This is a genomic window from Novosphingobium mangrovi, assembly GCF_022818885.1.
Taxonomy (GTDB): domain Bacteria; phylum Pseudomonadota; class Alphaproteobacteria; order Sphingomonadales; family Sphingomonadaceae; genus Novosphingobium; species Novosphingobium mangrovi.
This window is the reverse complement of sequence record NZ_JALHAT010000036.1, coordinates 23,699-43,869: the sequence shown is the minus strand read 5'-3', so window position 1 is coordinate 43,869 and position 20,171 is coordinate 23,699. Positions and strand designations below refer to the sequence as shown.

The window sequence follows — 20,171 nt, the reverse complement described above, 5'->3', positions numbered from 1 at the left end:
TCCGGCCGAACCGGCAACAGGAGAGAGCATGGCCCGCAAGTTCCTCTATGTCGTCGCCGTGTGCCTCGTGCTCTTCGTGGCCGCACGCCTCGCGCTCACCTTCTGGTCGGACGAGCTGACCGAGCTCACCTTCGTCCCCTCGGGCGAGTTCGAGACCCGGCCCGCCAAGCCTGAAGGCGACTGGGACGCACCCGCCATGTGGGTTGCGCGGCCCGGCCTTCAGAACGATCCCGCGCAGTGGCTGCCCGAAGGGGCGAGCACGGCGCCTGTGGGCTCGGCCCGCGCGGCCATCTTCTTCGTGCATCCCACCAGCTACATGGAGAAGGCGCACTGGAACGCGCCGCTCGACGACGAGGCCGCGAACACGCGCGCCGCGCTCTTCACGCAGACCATGGCCAGCGCCTTTACCGCCGCGGGCGATGTCTGGGCCCCGCGCTACCGCCAGGCCACGATCGGTGCCTTCTTCACCGCCCGCCCCGAAGCACAGCAGGCTCTGGACCTTGCCTACGGCGACCTTGAGAGCGCGTTTGCCGTGTTCCTGCGCGAGAACCCGGACGGCCCCATCGTCCTTGTCGGCCACAGCCAGGGCGCGCTTCTGCTGCGCCGCCTGCTGCGCGACCACGTGGCAGGTACGCCCGTCGCCGAACGTGTGGCCGCGGCCTACCTGCCCGGCTGGCCGGTCTCGCTCGACCATGACCTGCCGAAGATGGGCCTGCCCCAGTGCACCAGCGACAACCAGGCGGGCTGCGTGCTCTCCTGGCTCTCGGTCGCCGACCCGGCCGACACCTCTGCGCTGACGGCAGGCTACCTGCGCCAGACCGGGCTCGACGGGCAGAAGCTCGATGGCAGCCCGTTCCTCTGCACCAACCCGCTGATCGGCGCGCAGGACGGCGCGGCGGATGCGCGCGCCAACACCGGCACCCTGGTGCCCGACTTTGCCGAGAAGACCGGCACGCTGGCCCCGCAGGTCGTGCCCGCGACCTGCGAGCTCGACAACTTCCTGCACATCGGCGCACCGCCCAAGCTGGAGCTGGGCGACTACGTGCTGCCGGGCAATAACTACCACGTCTACGACATCCTGCTGTTCTGGGAGAACCTGCGCGCCGATGCCCGCAAGCGCCTGACCGCCTGGCTCGCCGCGCAGGACGAAGCGCCCGAGGAAAGCGCCCCCAAGGTGAAGGCCGTCCGCTGATGAGCACTGTCACCACCAGCGCGCTCGACTTTCGCGACGCCCTTCCCGACGCGGGCGCGCTCCTCGGCCTTGACCTCGGCACCCAGACCATCGGCACCGCCTTCTGCGATGCGGGCTGGCGCTTTGCCTCGCCCGGAAAGACGCTGAAGCGCGGCAAGTTCGGCGCCGACAAGGCCGCGCTCTCAGCCCTTGTCGCGGAGCGTTCGATCACCGGCATCGTTATCGGCCTGCCGCTCAACATGGACGGCTCGGAAGGTCCGCGCTCGCAGTCGAGCCGCGCCTACGCGCGCAACCTCGCCGCTCTGGGCCTGCCCATCCTGCTGTGGGATGAGCGCTGGTCGACCATGGGCGCCGAACGCGGCCTGCTGGACCAGGACATGAGCCGCGCCAAGCGCAAGGAGCGCATCGACAGCGCGGCGGCTGCCGTCATCCTGCAGGGCGCCATCGACGGGCTGGCCGGGGGCATGTTCTGAGCCCCTTCCCACGCATCGGATATTAACACTTTCGGCCCACAACTCCCCTTCGTTCCGGAAACAGTCAGGAACGCGCCGCTAGGCGTCGGTGTCACCTACACAGGGGTTGCAAGATGGGTTTGGGCATACTCGCCGCCGCAGCCATGGCGGCAACAGGCAGTGGTTCCGTGACGGGCGGGGCACCGGACAGGACCGGCTTTGCGGATACCGTCCTTGCCATCCACAACCAGGAACGCGCCGCCGTCGGCGCCGCGCCGCTGCGCTGGAGCCCCAGGCTCGCCCGCGAAGCGCAAACCTGGGCGCACCGGCTCGCGGCCTCGGGCACCTTCAGCCACGACACAGCCAACCGCGACACCGGCGAGAACCTGTGGATGGGCACGCGCGGCGCCTACCGGGTTGCGGACATGGTCGCAGGCTGGGCCCGCGAGAAGACCGCGCTGCACGCCCGGACCTCCTGGCAAGCCAACTTCCCGCGCGTCGGCCACTACACCCAGATGATCTGGGCGCGCACGAGCGCGGTCGGCTGCGCCCTCGCCCAGAGCGCCCGCCACGAATACCTCGTGTGCCGCTACGATCCGCCGGGCAACGTCTGGAACGAAAGCCCCTACACCACGAAGGAACTGGCCTCGAACCGGCAGTTCGGCGCACCACGGGCGCGCGAGTAGAAAGAAGAATATTTATCCGAGGGCCATCGCCCTCGGGCTCCCCATACCGTCGACCTCGCCTTGCGCGCGCCACGTAGCTTGGGAAAGGTGAGGTCGCCCGTTTTGGGGTCAAGGGGCGATGGCCCCTTGAAAAATGACCTTCTTCTAACCCTTTGGTACGCGCATCACCACGGTCAGCCCCGCATCGGCCTCGACCGCAGCGCCGTTCGCGATCCCCTGGCGCACCGCATCGGCGCGCGCCCGCACCAGCAGGCTCTCCGGAATACCCGGCTCGCACGCCAAGGTATCGGCCTCGCCGATGAGGCGGGCCTGACGCAGGGTCAGATCGTCGGGGTCAAGGCTGGTAAGCGCGATTTCGAACAGGCCGCGCGCCTGCTCCTGGACGGTGCCCGAAAGCCATTCCTCGACCTTGTCCGCGCTGTCCTCGCGCAAGGGGTCGAGCGGACCTCCTGCGGTGAGTGCCGCATCGATGGCCCGGCGCCGGTCTGCCGCACTCGGCCAGCGGCTGCGCAAGGCCCCGCGCGCATCGCGTAAGGCCCCCGCCAATTTGCCGAGCGACTGCGGGAGCAGCGTTTCGAGGCGCAGGCGCAGGTGCTTGGCGAGTCCGGCCGAGGCCCCGCCTGTCCCGAAGGCCACGAGGACCGGCGACCGGTCAAGGATCGAGGGCACCGTGAAATCGCAGAGCGAAGGCCGGTCGGTGACGTTGACGAGCAGCCCCGCCCCGCGCGCACGGCGGGCGTCGCGCGTGGCAAGCTCTTCCTCCTCGTGCGCGATGAAGGCGAGCCGCGCGCCGCGCAGCAGTCCTTCGCGAAAATCGTCGATCACAAGGCCGCCCGCCCGCTCGACCAGGCGGCGCTTGGCAAGAGCGGCCTCGCCGCGTCCGAGGACGAGGACCGGCCGGTCCCGGACGGCATGGAAAAGCGGCAGATTGTCGATCATCGCCGCTCCTTACCAAGCCTGCGCGTGGGCCTCAATCAGGCGAGGAAGTCCGGCACGCTTTCGGCCGCGAGGATCGTCTCGGGCTCGATGCGCCCCGCGACGAGCGCCCAGCTGTCACCATCGACCATGACTTCGGGCACCAGCGCGCGGCTGTTGTAGGTGTTGGCCATTGTCGCGCCATAGGCGCCCGCCGTGCGGAAGACGACGAGATCGCCCGCCTTGACCACGTCGACCTCGCGGTTCTTGGCGAAGGTGTCCGAGCTTTCGCAGATCGGGCCCACGACATTGGCCGTGAAGGTCTCACCAGTCGGCTTGACCGCCGCGAAGTCGTGCCAGGCATCGTACATGGCCGGACGGGCCAGGTCGTTCATCGCCGCATCGACGACGATCCAGGGCGCGGAGGTCCCTTCCTTGACGCGGATCACCTCGGAGACAAGCACGCCCGCATTGCCCGAGATCACGCGGCCCGGCTCGAACATGACGGTGACGTCCCAGCCCTTCGTCACCTCGACCACCATTGCGCCGTAATCGGCGGGCGTGGGCAGGCTCTCGTTGCCCTTGTAGGGAACGCCCAGGCCACCGCCCAGGTCCATGTGGGTGACCGAAAGGCCCTGCGCGCGCAGCTCCTCCATCAGCGCGCCCATCTTCACGAAGGCCTGGCGCGAGGGTTCGAGGTCGCTGATCTGGCTACCGATGTGGACCGCAAGCCCGCGCATGTCGAGGCCGTCCAGCGCGGAGAGGCGTGCGTAGATCCCGGCGGCGCGGTCATAGGAGACACCGAACTTGTTCTCGGCCTTGCCGGTCGAGATCTTCTCGTGGGTGCGCGCATCGACGTCCGGGTTGACGCGCAGCGCGCAGGTGGCCGTGGCGCCGAGTTCGGAGGCGATGGCCGCCAATTCGACGCCCTCTTCCTCGCTCTCGAGGTTGAACTGGCCAATCCCCGCCTTCACCGCGGCCGTCAGCTCGCGCTTCGACTTGCCCACGCCCGAGAAGACGATGTCTTCAGCCGGCATTCCAGCGGCCAGCGCGCGGTTCATCTCGCCTTCGGAGACCACGTCCGCGCCGTAGCCTTCCTTCGACAGCAGGCGCAGCACGGCCAGGTTCGGGTTGGACTTCACCGCAAAGGCGATGTGGACGCTGGGCAGGCCCGAGAGCGCCTCGCGAAAGACGCGGGCGTGGCGCTCGAAGGTGGCGCGCGAGTAGACGTAGACGGGGGTGCCGACGTCGCGGGCGATGTCGGCAAGCGGCACCTGCTCGGCGCAAAGCTCGCCGTCGATCAGCTGAAAATGGTCCATGGGTGTCCTGTCGGAAAATTCGGTGTGGGCCCGCCACCGGGGCGGGCCGCGTCATTGGGGAGGCGTGGTTACTGCGGATCGACCGCGCGCTCGGGCGGGGGGAGATCGAAGGGATCGTCCTCACGTTCCTCCGAGCGCGTGCGCAGCTCGACGCTGCGTTTGGGAATGGCGATCGTCGGGTTCTCGAGCAATTCGCGCGGCGCGGGTTTCTGCGCCCGCCCGTAAGGTGCAGGCGGCAGGCTCGCGCCTTCCTTGACCGCGAGATCCGCGCGCTGCCCGCAGGCCGCCAGCGCCGTCAGGACCAGAAGAGCCGCTACCTTGCGCATTCCCGTGTCTCCTCGCCCGCCCTCAGGCCATGCCGAGCGCGGCGCGGGCCTCGGCCACGCGCGCACGCACCTGGTCGGGCGCGGTGCCCCCGTGCGACATGCGCGCGGCGACCGATGCCTCGACCGAGAGCGCCTTGAATACGCGCGCGTCGATGCGGCTGTCGATCTCTTTCAGGTCTTCAAGCGGCAGCTGGTCGAGCGCGACGCCGCGTGCCTCGGCCAGCTTCACCGCCGCGCCGGTGATGTGGTGGGCTTCACGGAAGGGAATGTCGCCCTCGCGCACCAGCCAGTCGGCAAGGTCGGTCGCGGTGGCAAAGCCCATCTCGGCGGCCTGGCGCATGCGCTCGGTCTTGAAATCGCTGTCCGCGATCATGCCGGTCATCGCCGCGATCGAAAGCGCGAGCAGGCCGTGCGCCTCGAAGACGGGCGGCTTGTCGTCCTGCATGTCCTTGGAATAGGCGAGCGGCAGGCCCTTCATGGTCATCATCAGGCCGGTGAGGCAGCCCGCGATGCGCCCTGCGTGGCCGCGCACCAGTTCGGCGGCGTCCGGGTTCTTCTTCTGCGGCATGATCGAGCTGCCGGTCGAGAGCGAATCGGCCATGCGCACGAAGCCGAAGGGCTGGCTGGCCCAGATGATGAACTCTTCGGCCAGGCGCGAGAGGTGCAGCGAGCACTGCGCCGCGGCCATCAGGTAGTCGAGCGCGAAGTCGCGGTCCGAGACGGTGTCGAGGCTGTTCGCAGTCGGCCCGTCGAAGCCCAGCGCCTTTGCGGTCATCTCGCGGTCGATGGGGAAGCCCGTGCCCGCCAGCGCCGCACTGCCTAGCGGCGAGCGGTTCATGCGCTTGCGGTTGTCGGCCAGACGCGAACGGTCGCGCGCGATCATCTCGTAGTAGGCCATCAGGTGATGGCCCAGCGTCACGGGCTGCGCGGTCTGGAGGTGGGTGAAGCCGGGCATGATCGAGGCCGCGTGGGCATCGGCCTGCGCGACCAGCGCCTTCTGCAGCGCCTCGAGCCCTGCATCGACCTCGTCGATCGCCTCGCGCACCCAGAGCTTGAAGTCGGTCGCGACCTGGTCGTTGCGGCTGCGCGCGGTGTGGAGGCGCCCCGCGACCGGACCGATCAGCTCGGCAAGCCGCGATTCGGTGGTCATGTGGATGTCTTCAAGGTCCCAGTTTTCGGGAACGCCGTTCGCCTCGTATTCGGCAGCGACCTTGTCGAGGCCCTCGGTGATGGTCTTGGCATCATCCGCGGTCACGATGCCCTGCGTGCCCAGCATCGCGACGTGCGCCTTGCTTGCCGCGATGTCCTGACGCCACAGTGCCTTGTCGAAGGGAATCGACGCGTTTATCTCGCGCATGATCGCCGACGGTCCTTCTGCGAACCGTCCGCCCCACATCTGGTTGGAGCCCCCGCCCGTGCCATTGTCCAAATCGCTCAAGTCGCTCGTCCTGTATTCGTGTGCCGGGTCCTGTGCCCTGCTGCTCGCGGGCTGCGATAGGCAAAGCGCACCCGACGCGCAACCGACAGCTTCGCAGGCTCCGGCAGGCGGGGGCGCAGAGGCGCCCACCGTGCCCGCAGCGCAAGGCAAGCTGGACCGTTCGCACAAGGGCGAACCGATGCCCGTGATCTCGCTCAGCGACCCCAGCGGGGAAAGCCTCGACCTGACTTCGCTCAAGGGCAAGCCGGTGCTGGTGAACCTGTGGGCGACCTGGTGCGCGCCGTGCGTGGAGGAGCTGCCCACGCTCAACACCCTGATCGGGCGCGAGGATGAGCTCGGCGTCACCGTCCTGCCGATCTCGCAGGACGCGGGCCAGCCGGGCAAGGTCGTCGAGATCCTGCGCCGCCGCAAACTCGACAATGTCGAGCCCTGGATCGACGAGGAAGCCGACCTCTCCTTCCAGTACGGCGGGAACCTGCCCGTCACGATCCTGTTTGATGCCAACGGCAAGGAAGTGTGGCGCTGGACCGGCGGCAACGACTGGACGAGCGCCGAGGCCCTGAAGCTGATCGCCGAAGCGAAGTCGTAAGAAGACGAAGGAAAGAATCCGAGGGCCATCGCCCTCGGGCTCCCCATAACGTCCACCTCGCCATGCGCGCGCCATGGAAGCCGAGAGAGGTGAGGTCGCCCGTTTTGGGGTCAAGGGGCGATGGCCCCTTGAAAAAGACCTTTTCTACTCTTCGCGTCGCAGCACGAAGAAGTAAGGCCCCGGATCGCCGCGCCGTCAGGCCGTCGCCACGCCAGGTGCCGAGCAGAAAGGGAAGGTCGACCGGTTCCAGCGCATCGAAGAGCGCGAAAGTCTGCTCGGGCGTGACCGATCCAGCTGCAAGGGCCTGCGAGAAATCCACGGCACATCTCTCCCAAGTCACTTTCTTTGTGCGTGGATCACGAATTAGTTATCTAAATAAGTAAATTGAAATGAGAAAGCAGGAAGAAGATATTCAAGGGGCCATCGCCCCTTGACCCCAGAATGGGCGACCTTGCCCATCCAAGCCAAGGCAGCGCGCCTGAGGTGGGCGCGACAGTTCCGGGAGCCCGAGGGCGATGGCCCTCGGAAATCCCCTTCTTCCAAGACTTTCCCACCTGCAGGAAATAGACGCCCGAAATCCGGCGCCACGACTACGGCCAAAGTGGTACAAGAGGGCCATGCTGTTCGATCTCCCCGATGACGCGGCGCTCTATGCCGCCCTGCTCGCCCGCGATGCGCGCTTCGACGGGCAGGCCTATGTCTGCGTCTCGACGACGGGCGTGTTCTGCCGCCTGACCTGTCCCGCGCGTAAGCCCCGCCCCGAGAACTGCATTTTCCGCCCCACCATCGGGGAGTGTATCGAGGCTGGCTTCCGGCCCTGCAAGCGCTGCCACCCGCTGGAAGCCGCCGCCAAGGCCGAGCCGGTGATCGAGACACTCTTGGCCGCGCTCGACCGCCAGCCCGTCCGACGCTGGAGCGAGGGTGACATCGTGGCCATGGGGCTCGATGCCTCGACCGTACGCCGCGCCTTCAAGCGCCATTTCGGCATGACCTTCTTGGAGATGGCCCGCCAGCGCCGCGTGCGCGAAGGCTTCACCACGCTCGCCGAGGGCGGCAACGTGGTCGAGGCGCAGCTGGAGGCCAGCTTTGAATCCCCCAGCGCCTTTCGCGCCGCCTTCGCGCGCCTTCTGGGCTGCGTACCGGGCGAGCTCGTCCACGGCGACGGGCTGCTGCGCGCCAGCTGGATCCCGACGCCGCTGGGCGACATGATCGCGGTCGCCTCCGCGCATCACCTGCACCTGCTCGAATTCGTTGACCGCAAGGGCCTGCCCGCCGAACTGAAGAAACTCCAGGCCGGGACCAACGCACGGATCGGCATCGGCGCGCTCGCCCCCATCGAACAGGCCAGCCACGAGCTCTCCGCCTACTTCGCAGCGGAGTCAGGAACCTTCGAGACCCCCATCGCCATGGCCGGGACGCCCTTCACCCGGCAGGTCTGGGAGGCCCTTCGCACGATTCCACCCGGCGAAACCCGCAGCTATGGCGAGCTTGCCCGCCAGCTCGGGCGCCCCAGCGCGGTGCGCGCGGTCGCGAGGGCCAATGGCGCGAACCAGATCGCACTGATGATCCCGTGCCACCGCGTGATCGGCGCGGACGGCTCACTCACCGGCTATGCGGGCGGCCTGTGGCGCAAGCAGCGCCTGATCGAGATCGAGCGCAGCTTGCGCGAGAAAAGGGCGGCCACCTCCCGCAACGAGGCGGCCTGAACTCTCAGAACTCGGCCCAATCGTCCTGCACGGCGAGGTTACCCTGCGTCATGGGTGCAGGCGCGGGGGACGGTGCACGCGCCGGGCTGCGCACGGGCAGACGCTGGACCTTCGCCCCGCCCATGCTGCCGCGCGCGCCGGCGCCAAGATCGAAACGCCCGACGAGCTGGCCCATGCGCTGGGCTTCCTGCGCCAGGCTGCGCGAGGCGGCCGTCGATTCCTCGACCAGTGCCGCGTTCTGCTGGGTCGTGGTATCCATCTGGCCCACGACCTGATCGACCTGGCCGATGGCATTGGCCTGTTCGTTCGCCGATTCCGCGATGCGCCCGATCATGTTCGCCAGTTCCCCGGTGCGCGTGACGATCTTGCCCAGCGCCTCGCGGGTCTGGCCCAGCATTTCGACGCCGTTGTGCACCTCGCCGCCGCTGGTCTGGATGATCCCGCTGATTTCGCGCGCGGCCTCGGCCGAACGCTCGGCCAGCGCGCGCACTTCGGTCGCGACCACCGCAAAGCCCTTGCCCGCCTCGCCCGCACGTGCCGCCTCGACCCCGGCGTTGAGCGCCAGGAGGTTGGTCTGGAAGGCGATCCCGTCGATCAGGGTGACGATCTCGGCCATGCGCTGGCTCGACTTGGAGATGGCCTCCATCGCGGTACTCGCGCGGACCATGATCTGGCTGCCATCCTCGGCCTCGCGCTCGGTCGCCTGCGCGTTGTCGCGCGCGTCCTGCGCCACGCGGGCGGTGTCCGAAACCGATTCGCGCAGTTCGCGCACCGCCGCGGCCGACTGCTCGAGCGCGGCCGCCTGCGCGGTGGTGCGTCCAGCGAGGTCATCGGCGGCGCTGGCGATCTCGCTCGCGCCATTGTTGACGTTGTCCGCCGCGCCCGCGACGTCACCCAGCACACTGGCGAGGCTCGTCACGGTCTCGTTGAAGTCGACCCGCAGGCGCTCGTAATCTTCCGGGAAGCGCGTGGTGATCGCGCAATCGAGCTTGCCGCCCTTCAGCGCCTCGAGCCCTCCAGCCAGTTCCTCGACGACGACCCGCTGGGACTGGGCCGCCTCTTCGGCGCGCTTGCGGGCGCGCTCGGCTACGGCCTCCTTGATGGCCTCCAGCGCGCGGGCAATCGCGCCGATCTCGTCGCGCCCCTCGCGCCCGGGCACCGCACGCTCGAGGTCGCCGCGTGCCATGTCCTCCATCGCGCGCGTCAGCCCGGCGAGCGGGCGCACCACGCGGTTGGTCATCACCACCAGGACGAGGACGCAGGCCGCGCCGATCAGGACCAGCAGTCCCACGATCCAGTTGAAGGAACTCGCGACCGTCGCCTTGCCTTCTTCGCCAGCGGCGTTGCCGATCTCCACGTTGTAGGCGAATTCTTCCTTCACCAAGGAGTCGAGGCGGTAGCCCAGCGGCTTCAAGTCCCGGTTGTAGAGCCCGGTCGCCTCTTCGGTGCGCAGGCCCATCGAAGCCGAGCGCACCGCCTGCACTTCGTTCTTCCATTCGCTCCAGGTTGCCGTGAACTGGTTGAAGAGCTTTTCCTCCTCGGCATCGGACACCAGGTTCTTGTAGCTGGAGATCCGCGCATCGGTTTCCTTGAGCGTCGTCGCAAGTTCCTCGTCGATACGCCGCGTCTCGCTGCGCGTGTCGGCCAGGATGTGCTGCGAGATGAGGATGCGCGCCTGCGCCTGGTGCTGCGCGACCTCGCCCAGAACCGACAGGCTGGGCACGGTGTTGTCCGAGGAATAGGACAGACTCTCGCCCAGCCCATCGATGAAGCGCAGCGCCATCGCCCCGCTCACCAGCGCCAGCGCGCCGATCAGCAGCGTCGTCACCAGAGTGACCGTCCGAATCTTGAGATTGCCCAGCAGTACCATCGCGATGTCCGTCTTCCCGCCACGCCCTGTCGTGGCCCCGGCGCGGGTACCACGCGCCCTAGAACAAAGCTCTGAAGCCTCTCCCCCGCAGGAATACGCAAGCCTCGATGACGCCCCGAGCTCCCGCAGCCCTAGCCGCGCCGCGAAACCCCATTGACCAAACGACCAAACCGGTGCAATCGGACTTCCCTTCGCGGGTGTAGCTCAATGGTAGAGCAGCAGCTTCCCAAGCTGACGACGAGGGTTCGATTCCCTTCACCCGCTCCAGCGTCGCCTTCCCAAAACATCCCGGAAACGCTATAAAGCTCTTGGAAATCCTAGGGTTTCTGGCGTGCGATTGTCCTGCATTTGCCCGGTTAGTCTCGCCAAATCCCGCTGATTTGGGGGCCACTTTGGGGGCCTAACGGATTTCCGCCAATTCGAGTGGCCCCCAGTCTGGGGGCCACATACCGGGTAAAGGTCTGAAATTATGGCGCTAACAGAGGTGGCAATTCGCAAGGCTAAGGCCGGTCCGAAACCCTATAAAATGGGAGATTCGTCGGGCCTCTTTCTTTTGGTGCAGCCAAGCGGCGGAAAACTGTGGCGAATGAAGTACCGCGTCGACGGGCGCGAGAAGAAGCTGGGCCTCGGAACCTATCCCGAAGTTGGGCTGGCTGAGGCTCGGAGAAGGCGCGATGCGGCGCGAGAGCAGATGGCGCAGGGCAAGGACCCGTCACGCGAAAAACAGCGTGAGAAGGCGCGTGAGAGGCTGGATGCCGAAAATACCTTCGCTGCCCTGGCTTCCGAGTTCTGCGAGAAGCGCCGGCATGATGGTTCGCGGGCATGGGCGCCCGCCACGGCAAAGCGCTGCGAATACCTCCTGTCTGTCCTCAACAGTTCAATTGGCAATCTGCCAATTGCCGACATCGAGCCTGCCGACATCTTGACCGCCATTCGCCGGATCGAAAGCAAGGGCAAGCTGGAAAGCGCAAAGCGAACCTTGCAGTTGGCAGGTTCGGTATTCCGCTATGCGGTCGCCACAGCGCGCCTCAAATCCGATCCCACACGCGATTTGAGGGGCGCGCTAATGAACCCCACCGTCACGCATTACGGCGCGATCCTCGATCCTGCAGGTGCAGGAGAGTTGCTCCGCGCGATCGATGGCTACGAAGGCCAACCGATCACCAAGCTTGCTATGCAACTCGCTCCGCATGTGTTCGTCAGGCCGGGCGAGCTTCGCCATGCAGAATGGAGCGAATTCGACTTTGATGGCGCGTTGTGGACGATCCCGGCCAGCAAAACGAAGATGCGCAAGGACCACCTCGTCCCGCTCTCTCGCCAGGCCATCAAGATACTGCAGGAGGCCCAACTGCTGACCGGTCCTAGTGACTATGTCTTCCCGTCCGTCCGCACTCGCAGGCGTCCGATGAGTGACAACACAATCAACGCTGGCCTGCGCCGCCTAGGCTACACCACCGATGAAATGACCGCCCACGGCTTCCGCGCGATGGCCTCCACTTTGCTGAACGAAAGCGGCAAGTGGAATCCTGACGCCATCGAGCGCGCTCTGGCCCACGGCGATAGCGACAAGGTCCGCGCCGCCTATCATCGCGGTGCCCATTGGAAGGAGCGCGTGAAGATGGCGCAATGGTGGAGCGACTACCTCGATAAGCTTCGCGCCGGGGCCGAAGTGGCCCCGGTTAAGACGGCGAAGCGCTAACCGATTGCGCCAAAATCCGTAACTCTTCTGCGACCCGCGCGAGTGCGGCAAAAGACTGCAATTTTACAGATACCTATCGTAAAGTGAGTTGCCAGCGGTTCGGTGCAAACCCGCTCAACTCGTAGACGGGTGACTTTCGCCCAAACCGCAATATCGCAATGATATTAGGTAGATAGGTCCCGAATTCGCGGGGTACGGTGTGCTCGCCAGATTACGTTTTGCGCGAGTGGGCGTTAGATAGAGCGAGATCTTTGCCCGTGTCCTATCAGGACAAGTGAATAGAGGTAGAGCCGCGCGGCGATTGAGTGCTGAAGAACGGCAGCATTGCGCCCTATTTTCGGACGTAGCATCTAACACGATTAAAGATCGAAAGCTGTCATTCCTCTCTTGGACAATGAGCCGTCGTTGCGGTGGCCAGTTACTCAGGCTCCTGAACCGGGCCGGTGAAGACCTGCTCCGGGTCGCGCTCATTATACTCTCGCGTAAACTCTTCATCGGTCCAGTCGCCGTCGCCGTAATCAGCTTTGTCGAAAATACTCCAAGCCCCATTCTGATCCGGGGCCATGCCGAACAACGGCCCAACGAATGGGCAGCTTGGAACGAAGTAGGTCAGGATGAAAGGATGCGTCTCCCATTCCTTCTTGATGAAAACGTGGCCCTTCGTGCCGGAGATGAACCATGGCCGCACCGCGAAACTGCCGAACTGCTGTTCGATGATTGTGCGCATGTGAACGACGGCGGCCAGCGCGTCTTCGCGAAGCGTGGAGTAGGTGCCGACGTTGAAGTGGATCGAGCGATGCCGAAGTGCTTTCAGCGCACGAAACTCGACCGCTGCTTCGGGTGGCAAAATGCCCCAAGCCTCAAGCGTGTCGATGGGCACTTCCCACTTGTCGAAAGAGTCCTTCCGGTAAACCTGCTTGTATTCGGGCGTGCCTTTGAAGAAGTCACGCATGTCCAAAATTAGGTGATTGAGAATGCGCTCTCCCAAGGCGCACGCGCCGACGAGAGCGGGGTAATAGTCCAGCATCACGAAGGAGCGCCGTACCTGCTCGAAGAAGCGGTTGTGATAGGCCATCACCGACATCGGCTTGGCACCGATGCAGAGAAAATTCTCAACCTTTTGATCGATGGCTTGCTCGCCAAACTGCGCGATTAAGCTCTGCCGAATGTTCTCTTGATTGGCCGCCCACATCTCCTTGACCTGAGGCTCCCAATGCTCCTCGATCTTCGCGCCGAGAGTCATCGCACGGCTGTCGAAATCCATGCCCCAGCTAAGAAGGCGGCGGCGTCCGGCGTCCGAAATGCTAGTCCGCACTTGCTCGAAAGTCGCATCGCGCGGCATGTCGTAGATCGTCGTGCGCGTGATGACTTCGGAGGCCGGAGTTGGATCGTTGCCCGTCATCAATAACGCATCCGGCGCGTGATCTTCGCTTCGTTGTCTTCCCAATCAGCTTCACGCAGGTAGCTCTCTTCAAGACCGTGCAGCATCGCTGCGACGCGAGGATGCGTGTATTCCATCGACTGCGCCCAGCCAGCGTATTTGGCGGCGATGCCACGCTCCTGAGCCCCGCCTTCTCCCCGCCAGTGCACCCCCCGCGAATTACGCATTGCGACGGTAAGACCGCGAGACAAATGCTCGTTCATGACCTGCTCGAGCGCATCGCGAACGGGCAGGCAGGGCCAAACGCCGTCCTCCGCTTCCGGCGCGTGCGACAAGAGCTTGCCAATCATCTGATCGCCGATGTCGCCCCTTGCAATCGCCGTGCAGCCAGCGCGAACCTGCTCCACCCAAGAGACAATGCGATCCGCGACCAGCGCTCCGGTATCATCATGTCCGGGAGTCACGCGGAGGCGGTCCAGCATTTTGTAACACGAGCTCGCCCTATTCGAGCGCTGCATCTCTGTGAGTTCCGGTTCGGACGCGTCTTCCCCGTCGTCATCGCGGATGAAGCTATAGCCTATTGCCTCTACGAACAGCTCCGGGAACGCTTCGATCCGGCGCTCCAGATTCACGAGCCCGACTTCATTGTCTTCGTCGAAGATGTCGACGAACTGGAACTCAAGGCCCGCCATTTCATCGGTGTCCATCTGACCGCTCGCGTTCAGCAGCTTGAAGGCATCGCGGAGATGGTGCGGGTCGAGCAAATAGGTTTTCGACGCCTCATTTGACCCACGCGCGATCGCCTTGAGCAGATCAAACACGTCCTGAACGCGCAGTTCCTTGAGGTCGAAGTGAGCGAAGTTGAAGGCGGCGCGCGGTCGGCCCGCTTCGACGAGCTTCTTGACGGCATATCGCACATCGTCGTCGGTTCGGTTCCAGCCCGGCGCAATGTCCCGCCAATAACGCGATTGCAGATCGTCGCTCAGCGTTTCCACCACATCCCAAGTTGATTGCTCGAACGGAGCGATGAGCAGGATCGAAAGCATGACTTCGTCGGGCTGGTCGGCAGTCAATGGTCCGAGCAATCCCAGCTTGCGACTGGCAGCCTCGGCAAGCGCGCCGCCAATGAAGGATGCTTTGCCCCCGCTAACGGCTTCACCGTCGACGACTTCTAGAAGCGCTGCTCTGAGGGATTCGAGGTCAGTGATAGCCTTCGACAAATACCAACCTGCGGTGTGCTGCGCCTGTCCGGAGTCAGCCAAGCGGAAAACCTCACTGATGCCGCCATGCGCGAGCACTTCTTCGATGGCCGACTGGCGAAGCCGGGAAATGCGTTCTTCGCGCTTCTTGTAGTCGAACTCCTCGTCGGCAATCTCATCTGCGGATTCATCCACCCAGGTTTGCTTGAACAGCCAAGAGTAGCGCAGCACCGGGTCGGTAGGCTCAAGAGCTTCGTATGCGGCGCGCGCGCGTTCATCGACGCCGCGTTCGTCTTCCCGATTCCGACGCCGCAACGCGCGGCGCGTGAACGTAGAAACCCGGATCTTCTCGCGAAGGGCGGCACGGTCCGCATCGTTGGCACCCTTGATCCAATCGTCAACGACATCCCAAACTTGCTGCCTCAACGAGTCGTCGAGACCATCAAGATTCTCAACCAAGTCGCTGATGGTTGAGAGGGTATGGCTCGGCCATGCGAGCGCCGTTTGCAGCGCGTGCATCGCAAACTCGTTGCCTTCCCAGCGCGTGACGACGTTTCCGTAGCCGTGTCCGTCGGGCCGCCACCGCGGCTTGTGGCTGAAGTCGCCTACTCGGGAGCCGCGCTCAAATTGCTCGATCAAGATCGGCCAAGCGACCGACGGAAAGGTTTCCGCGAGTTTTGAAAGAACCTTTTTCCGAGCTTCAAGATCGGCGCTCGTCTGCGGCATCCATGAGCGGAAGATTGCCGACAAACTCGAAGATGGCTTGTTAGCCAAATTGTCATCGATAACCCGCTCCGCCAACCTGCCAAGCACAAGGACGGTGCGCATGAAATGTCGCTCCGACCACGCGAGATTTTCCAACGCCCACAACAGCCCCGTACGGTGCGACCTTCCGAACATGACGTTCGACATGGGCTTCATCAGGGCGAGCGAAGCTGGTTCGTTCGTCCTAAGATCTGCCTCGATAATAGAAAGGAATGGCTCCGGGGCCGCCTCGGAATAGAGTGGAAGATCGCTCGACTGCGATTCCAACGTTTGAAGAGTGAGCGGCTCCAAGAGTTCCCGCACGAGCTTTTCAGCGCGCCATTCGGTATTGAAGCTCAAACGCCCCTTGAACAGTTCACTGCCGTATACAGAAAGCAGCACCAAGGACTCCGCGATGCCATCTCGTAGCGCACCGGAGATTTCACGCGTCTTGCCATAGATGCCTGCGGCCCACTGCTTGTCTTCAGGCAGATCAAGCGCCGGGTCGGCCTCTTCCAGCACCAAGCTTGCGACCGCGAAGAACCTCTCAAGATCGGCTTCAAGGATCACGTCCTTGATGGCAAAAAGCGCGTCGATTTTGGAAACGACGCCGCGATACGCGCCGACACGCCACACGGGAGCGCTTTCCAGTGGTAGGAAGTCATTGAGATGACGTTCGAGTTTATCGAAGTCTACATCGTCTGAAAGCGCTTCAAGCATTGCCTGATCAGCTGTGTTATCGGCCTTCCAAGCACCAGCGAGAAGGAAAGGCACAATTTGCGCGGCGGTCTTCTTGTCTTCAGCCCAATCCGGCTTCCGAATAGCGGGCAGTTGCGAGAGACGACGGCGAAGCACGGTCGGCGAACGGCCCGTCTCCCGGCTAAGCGTCTGCACGCGCTCGTGGCCGATCCCCATATCCCTAAGCGCCTTCTCAAACGCCTCGTAGTTCAGCGTTTCGAGCGTGATGTCCGGATCGGAGGCGGTGGCGTTGCGCGGATAGACAATGAAGGAAGGCATCGAAGCGCGGTAGGGCGCGAACTCTTTTTCGACTTCGCGCGACAAAATCACAGGAATGAAGTTCGAGACCTGCGCGGCAAGCTTGCTGAGCGTGCCCGGCTCGCGAAATATGATCACACGATCTCGGAAGCTTCCGAGATCCGGATCGTCGGCGGCGAACCCGGCGCTAAGAAACGCTAGGGCCTCGTCGCGCGAGTCCGCCGAAATGATGATCGGCTTGTATTGGTCGGCCGTGACGGCGCGTTTCAACGTCGAGCGGTAGGCGGTGAGCGCGTCGTCGAACAGCGACGGCTTCAATGGCGGCTCGCAGTCGGCCGCCCAAATTTTCCACGCCTCATCAAGTGCGATGGCGCCCTGCGCATCCTGCTCGGTTTCGTTGGCAAACCATGTCTGGCCGGGGATAGATTGCTCAAGCCACTGCTCAAGGTCGCTCGCATCATAGGCGCGAACGTCCTTCCAATGATTCTCCTTCTTGCGCGCTTTCACCCACTCGTCTTTGCCCGTCCAACTGCGCGGTGTGACGAAGATGAACGTCATTTCTTTGCGCTCGGCGGCATCAACGCCCTGCACGCTCTTGGCAAAGTCGCCGTCTGCCTTTTTTTTCGGGTCCTGATTGACGCCGAACTCCCAACCCGAACGGCCCTGCGGCACCCAGGGCGTGGCGCCCTCGGCTTCGACTTCGCCGTCCCAGCCAGGGCGCTCGCTGTCGTCGTTGCCGGGGAAGTTGACCTTCGTAAGCCCAGAGCCCGTCGAGTTTACGAGCGTGCGCAGAAACACCGAGAGCCGCTGGCGCGGCATGATGCCCGATCCGCCCCATGCTTCGATCTTCGCTGCTTTGAGCTGGAGGAACGGCGGAACGTAGGAGCTTATTACCGGGGTGAGGTCTGCGCGTTTCGGCTGCGCCGCAGCCCACGCGCTTTGCAGGTCAAGCAGCTTTCGGGCGGGCTCACCGAACGCGACTTCGAGGCGCGCGGCCATTTCCTGTGAAAGGTCGGACTTGCCGTTGAGGAAATTGGACAGCGCGACGCGGCTGACATCGAGCTTTTGGGCGGCGGCGGTGACCTTCATACCCTTGGGGATGAGGTTATCTCGGACGTAAATGCCGGGGTGCTGGGGAGGTAGAATTTCAGTCATGCACCGCATCATGCCTTAAAAAGTGTAAAGCAACACATTACACTATGCGCGCCAGTGCCCGTATCCCCTATTGCTGTCGAAGCTAGTGGCAGTGGGACATTCGTTTGGCGGATGGATCGAAATGTCCGATAGTTAGCGCATGACGATATTCAGGTATTTTGCCGAGGAAGAACATGCGCGCGATCTGATCGAGAATGGACGCGTCCGCTTCTGCACATTTGGCACCTATCATGTCTTCGAGGACAAAGAAGTGCGTCGCGATCCGAGCGACGGACTGTTGCGCTACAAGCCCGAGGGTGGCGTGACGATCAATCAGGATGATCGGACCTTCCAAAACAACATGGCGTTCGTCTCGGTTGTGAAGGTCAACGACATCTACGTCTATTGCATGAGCAACAGGCTCTCAGAGGAGTTAGCCGCGAGGTTCAACGGCCCCTTCTGCGTTGAAATTCAGCATTGCCTTGGCTTCGTGGGCCGTATTCGTCGCCATGTGCGGCTGCGCTCGCAACTTGATCACGCGAACGTATTCGCCCGCCCGATCGAGTATCGAGGGTTGGACAATGAGCCAGGCACGGATTGGGCACTTCCCGAACGCTTGGCTTTCATCAAGCCAGAAGCATTCGCGTGGCAAGACGAGTTCCGCGTCGTCATCGGTAACAAAGGCGCGCTCGGCGTGGAAAACGTGGACACTCACCTAGAAGCCGACGGCCACAACCTCGCCGTGGCATACGAAGTGCGCGATCCGCTCGTGCTGCAGCTCGGCGATCTTTCGAGGATCGCAACACTCCGCAAATTCTGAACAAGGCATCAGAAAAGCGCTTCGACATCGATTCCCAAGTCGAACCCTCTAATTCATCAAGGTGAGTAGTACTGAAGCGGGTCCGCTCAGAGAGCTTTTGTATATGGTTGCCCGAAACCGGACCGACCACTTTCGGCCCAAAGGCGAACATCTTTGTTGTTGGTCGGTTATCGCAGGCTTGCTGAAAGCTGCCTTGGTGGGCAAGGGTAGAGCATGATTGTCACAGTAGCGTTCGATGTAAAAAACCACGTTGAGGTGATGGAAGGCTGGCCCATTAAGTTGGGGGACAGAACCTTCTTCCTAGAACGTGAAGGAAATGTCCTGAGGCGAGTTTGCGTAGCCTTCTCTGGTGTGGGCGTTGGAGAGGCTCCGCGTGTGCAGGCGGCGGGTTCGGAGGCCGAAGTTCCGCACATCCACGTAACCGGAGGCGAACATGCATCTCTCGCCCGGAAGTGCATCTTGAATTGGCAGGCCGTCATAAGCGGCCAACAGATCGTAGATCTGGATTACGACAATTACGAACTCCGTTTTCACGCGGAAGACGTGGCTGAGGAAGCCAGCATCCATCTCAAATCGTTTCGCACAGATCCCAGCAATGTTCTCAATCGAGATTGCGACTTTGAGCAGATCGGAAGGGCCTTTTGTGTAGGCCAGATCTCCGATGATCGAATTGAATCGACCTCGCATTTTCGCGAAGGGCGACTAGCATACGGTGCTGGCCGATACATCGACGCGTACAATAACATGTACCTGTTTCTCGAGACGCGATTCTGTGATGGAAAGACCGGCAACGAGAAGCAGACGGACCTCCTGTCGAGACAAGTTGAACTCTGCAAATCGGTCGAGAACAATGCCAAGGTGTTCGCCAAGCAGAAGCCGACTGGAGGGTCTCCTTTCAATCTCTTCAAACCAGATGATTCCACTCGAGATAAGATACGAGCCTTGGTACTCCTACGCGGGAAACTTCGTCATCATTCGCTCAAAAGTCCGCAGCGCTGGGACCCAAACAAGCAAGATGAGTACGAAAATGCGGCGAGATTCTTGGGTGCTGTAGTCGGCGACATCGTCATCAAGGAGTCGCTTGATGACATTTACGGACCCGCTGCACTGCAATCGTTCCGCGAAATCTCGGTCGCTACAGGTCATGAAACCAAAATTAAGGTAAATACATATCGGCTCAACAGGGAGCGAACGCTCGTATTGGATATGAGCTATCCGACGACGGTCGTGTCCAGCAAGCTTTGCCTTTCGACGCTCCGAAACGCCTTGAAAGAGTGCAACAAGGCCGGTCAGCTTGGGGATACCGTTCGATTGCAAGCGTCGAGCAGCCGTTCCGAACTTGAGCTTTTTTCATTGGATTTTGACGTTTGGGCCCACACTCCGAGTCGAGAGATCGAAACGAAAGAACCTATCGTTTCGGTCCGATGTGGCTTTGAGCATTACCAGGCTGGAAACATCGTCCGACATGAATTCTCGATCCCCGTTCCAGGTAATAAGCTTTCAATCCCGGACGTCTGGAAGCTGTTGCAAAGATGCTTCAACCATATCGAGGAGAGGGACCCAACGACGCGGATCATGAACTTGAAGCTTTATTTGCATGACGGTGACAAAGCGTTTGTCGCATATCGCGTAGGCGCTCAGGTCAAAAACTGATCTGGATTGGCGATCGAGGTATTACCCGGCTTGGATCGGACGGCAGCTTTCA

The 20,171-nt window shown here is 63.1% G+C and carries 15 protein-coding genes and 1 tRNA gene; 9 read left to right on the top strand and 7 right to left on the bottom strand.

Translation table 11 applies throughout. From position 1 onward, the window contains the following. Positions 1-28: 28 nt before the first annotated feature. The 3 genes from MTR65_RS16485 to MTR65_RS16475 all read left to right on the top strand — a co-directional run bounded on the left by MTR65_RS16485 (position 29) and on the right by MTR65_RS16475 (position 2,330). On the top strand, positions 29-1,192 hold the full coding sequence (locus MTR65_RS16485; RefSeq protein ID WP_243802141.1) for a DUF3089 domain-containing protein: 1,164 nt from the start codon (positions 29-31) through the stop codon (positions 1,190-1,192). Beyond that, positions 1,192-1,665: a Holliday junction resolvase RuvX gene (gene ruvX / locus MTR65_RS16480; protein WP_039390185.1), complete on the top strand. Its 474-nt coding sequence runs from the start codon at positions 1,192-1,194 to the stop codon at positions 1,663-1,665. Before MTR65_RS16485 ends, ruvX begins: the two co-directional genes overlap by 1 nt. A 113-nt stretch (positions 1,666-1,778) precedes the next feature. Continuing rightward, positions 1,779-2,330 (top strand): CAP domain-containing protein, encoded by a 552-nt coding sequence (locus tag MTR65_RS16475; protein ID WP_243802139.1) that lies wholly within the window; start codon positions 1,779-1,781, stop codon positions 2,328-2,330. A gap of 144 nt (positions 2,331-2,474) precedes the next feature. Here MTR65_RS16475 and MTR65_RS16470 read toward each other — a convergent pair whose 3' ends face one another. The 4 genes from MTR65_RS16470 to argH form a co-directional block, all read right to left on the bottom strand. After that, a complete protein-coding gene (locus tag MTR65_RS16470) occupies positions 2,475-3,269 on the bottom strand; it encodes a precorrin-2 dehydrogenase/sirohydrochlorin ferrochelatase family protein (protein WP_243802137.1) in 795 nt (264 codons plus the stop codon). Between the two features lie 35 nt (positions 3,270-3,304). Further along, positions 3,305-4,564: a diaminopimelate decarboxylase gene (lysA, locus tag MTR65_RS16465; RefSeq protein WP_243802135.1), complete on the bottom strand. Its 1,260-nt coding sequence runs from the start codon at positions 4,562-4,564 to the stop codon at positions 3,305-3,307. Positions 4,565-4,632: 68 nt separating this feature from the next. Next, on the bottom strand, positions 4,633-4,890 hold the full coding sequence (locus tag MTR65_RS16460; protein WP_243802133.1) for a hypothetical protein: 258 nt from the start codon (positions 4,888-4,890) through the stop codon (positions 4,633-4,635). Between the two features lie 22 nt (positions 4,891-4,912). Next, on the bottom strand, positions 4,913-6,286 hold the full coding sequence (gene argH, locus MTR65_RS16455) for an argininosuccinate lyase (RefSeq protein ID WP_243802156.1): 1,374 nt from the start codon (positions 6,284-6,286) through the stop codon (positions 4,913-4,915). Between the two features lie 172 nt (positions 6,287-6,458). Here argH and MTR65_RS16450 point away from each other — a divergent pair, with 172 nt between their 5' ends. Beyond that, a complete protein-coding gene (locus MTR65_RS16450) occupies positions 6,459-6,917 on the top strand; it encodes a TlpA family protein disulfide reductase (protein WP_327194343.1) in 459 nt (152 codons plus the stop codon). Between the two features lie 617 nt (positions 6,918-7,534). After that, positions 7,535-8,623, top strand: coding sequence for a bifunctional transcriptional activator/DNA repair enzyme AdaA (locus MTR65_RS16445; protein WP_243802130.1), 1,089 nt, complete (start codon positions 7,535-7,537; stop codon positions 8,621-8,623). Between the two features lie 4 nt (positions 8,624-8,627). On the opposite strand, the gene MTR65_RS16440 is transcribed toward MTR65_RS16445, so the two are convergent. Continuing rightward, positions 8,628-10,493, bottom strand: a complete 1,866-nt coding sequence (locus MTR65_RS16440) for a methyl-accepting chemotaxis protein (RefSeq protein ID WP_243802128.1) — start codon at positions 10,491-10,493, stop codon at positions 8,628-8,630. A gap of 193 nt (positions 10,494-10,686) precedes the next feature. Here MTR65_RS16440 and MTR65_RS16435 point away from each other — a divergent pair. Then, positions 10,687-10,760: transfer RNA gene (locus MTR65_RS16435), tRNA-Gly, on the top strand. A gap of 202 nt (positions 10,761-10,962) precedes the next feature. Next, positions 10,963-12,192 carry a tyrosine-type recombinase/integrase gene (locus tag MTR65_RS16430; protein ID WP_243802126.1) on the top strand — a complete coding sequence of 410 codons (1,230 nt, stop codon included), beginning with the start codon at positions 10,963-10,965 and terminating at the stop codon, positions 12,190-12,192. 418 nt (positions 12,193-12,610) lie between these two features. Here MTR65_RS16430 and MTR65_RS16425 read toward each other — a convergent pair whose 3' ends face one another. Then, positions 12,611-13,594 carry a hypothetical protein gene (locus MTR65_RS16425; RefSeq protein ID WP_243802124.1) on the bottom strand — a complete coding sequence of 328 codons (984 nt, stop codon included), beginning with the start codon at positions 13,592-13,594 and terminating at the stop codon, positions 12,611-12,613. Then, positions 13,594-17,667, bottom strand: a complete 4,074-nt coding sequence (locus MTR65_RS16420; protein WP_243802122.1) for a HigA family addiction module antitoxin — start codon at positions 17,665-17,667, stop codon at positions 13,594-13,596. Before MTR65_RS16420 ends, MTR65_RS16425 begins: the two co-directional genes overlap by 1 nt. A 139-nt stretch (positions 17,668-17,806) precedes the next feature. On the opposite strand from MTR65_RS16420, the gene MTR65_RS16415 reads away from it, so the two are divergent. Together MTR65_RS16415 and MTR65_RS16410 are read left to right on the top strand one after the other, a co-directional pair. Further along, the gene (locus MTR65_RS16415; RefSeq protein ID WP_243802120.1) at positions 17,807-18,466 is read left to right on the top strand and encodes a hypothetical protein; all 660 of its coding nucleotides are present in this window, start codon (positions 17,807-17,809) and stop codon (positions 18,464-18,466) included. Positions 18,467-18,679: 213 nt separating this feature from the next. Then, positions 18,680-20,119, top strand: coding sequence for a hypothetical protein (locus tag MTR65_RS16410; RefSeq protein ID WP_243802118.1), 1,440 nt, complete (start codon positions 18,680-18,682; stop codon positions 20,117-20,119). The last annotated feature ends 52 nt before the right edge of the window (positions 20,120-20,171 follow it).

Coding starts and splice junctions, on each gene's coding strand:
- MTR65_RS16485 (WP_243802141.1), top strand. CDS start 29: ATGGCCCGCAAGTTCCTCTATGTCGTCGCCGTGTGCCTCGTGCTCTTC.
- ruvX (WP_039390185.1), top strand. CDS start 1,192: ATGAGCACTGTCACCACCAGCGCGCTCGACTTTCGCGACGCCCTTCCC.
- MTR65_RS16475 (WP_243802139.1), top strand. CDS start 1,779: ATGGGTTTGGGCATACTCGCCGCCGCAGCCATGGCGGCAACAGGCAGT.
- MTR65_RS16470 (WP_243802137.1), bottom strand. CDS start 3,269: ATGATCGACAATCTGCCGCTTTTCCATGCCGTCCGGGACCGGCCGGTC.
- lysA (WP_243802135.1), bottom strand. CDS start 4,564: ATGGACCATTTTCAGCTGATCGACGGCGAGCTTTGCGCCGAGCAGGTG.
- MTR65_RS16460 (WP_243802133.1), bottom strand. CDS start 4,890: ATGCGCAAGGTAGCGGCTCTTCTGGTCCTGACGGCGCTGGCGGCCTGC.
- argH (WP_243802156.1), bottom strand. CDS start 6,286: ATGTGGGGCGGACGGTTCGCAGAAGGACCGTCGGCGATCATGCGCGAG.
- MTR65_RS16445 (WP_243802130.1), top strand. CDS start 7,535: ATGCTGTTCGATCTCCCCGATGACGCGGCGCTCTATGCCGCCCTGCTC.
- MTR65_RS16440 (WP_243802128.1), bottom strand. CDS start 10,493: ATGGTACTGCTGGGCAATCTCAAGATTCGGACGGTCACTCTGGTGACG.
- MTR65_RS16430 (WP_243802126.1), top strand. CDS start 10,963: ATGGCGCTAACAGAGGTGGCAATTCGCAAGGCTAAGGCCGGTCCGAAA.
- MTR65_RS16425 (WP_243802124.1), bottom strand. CDS start 13,594: ATGACGGGCAACGATCCAACTCCGGCCTCCGAAGTCATCACGCGCACG.
- MTR65_RS16420 (WP_243802122.1), bottom strand. CDS start 17,667: ATGACTGAAATTCTACCTCCCCAGCACCCCGGCATTTACGTCCGAGAT.
- MTR65_RS16415 (WP_243802120.1), top strand. CDS start 17,807: ATGACGATATTCAGGTATTTTGCCGAGGAAGAACATGCGCGCGATCTG.
- MTR65_RS16410 (WP_243802118.1), top strand. CDS start 18,680: ATGATTGTCACAGTAGCGTTCGATGTAAAAAACCACGTTGAGGTGATG.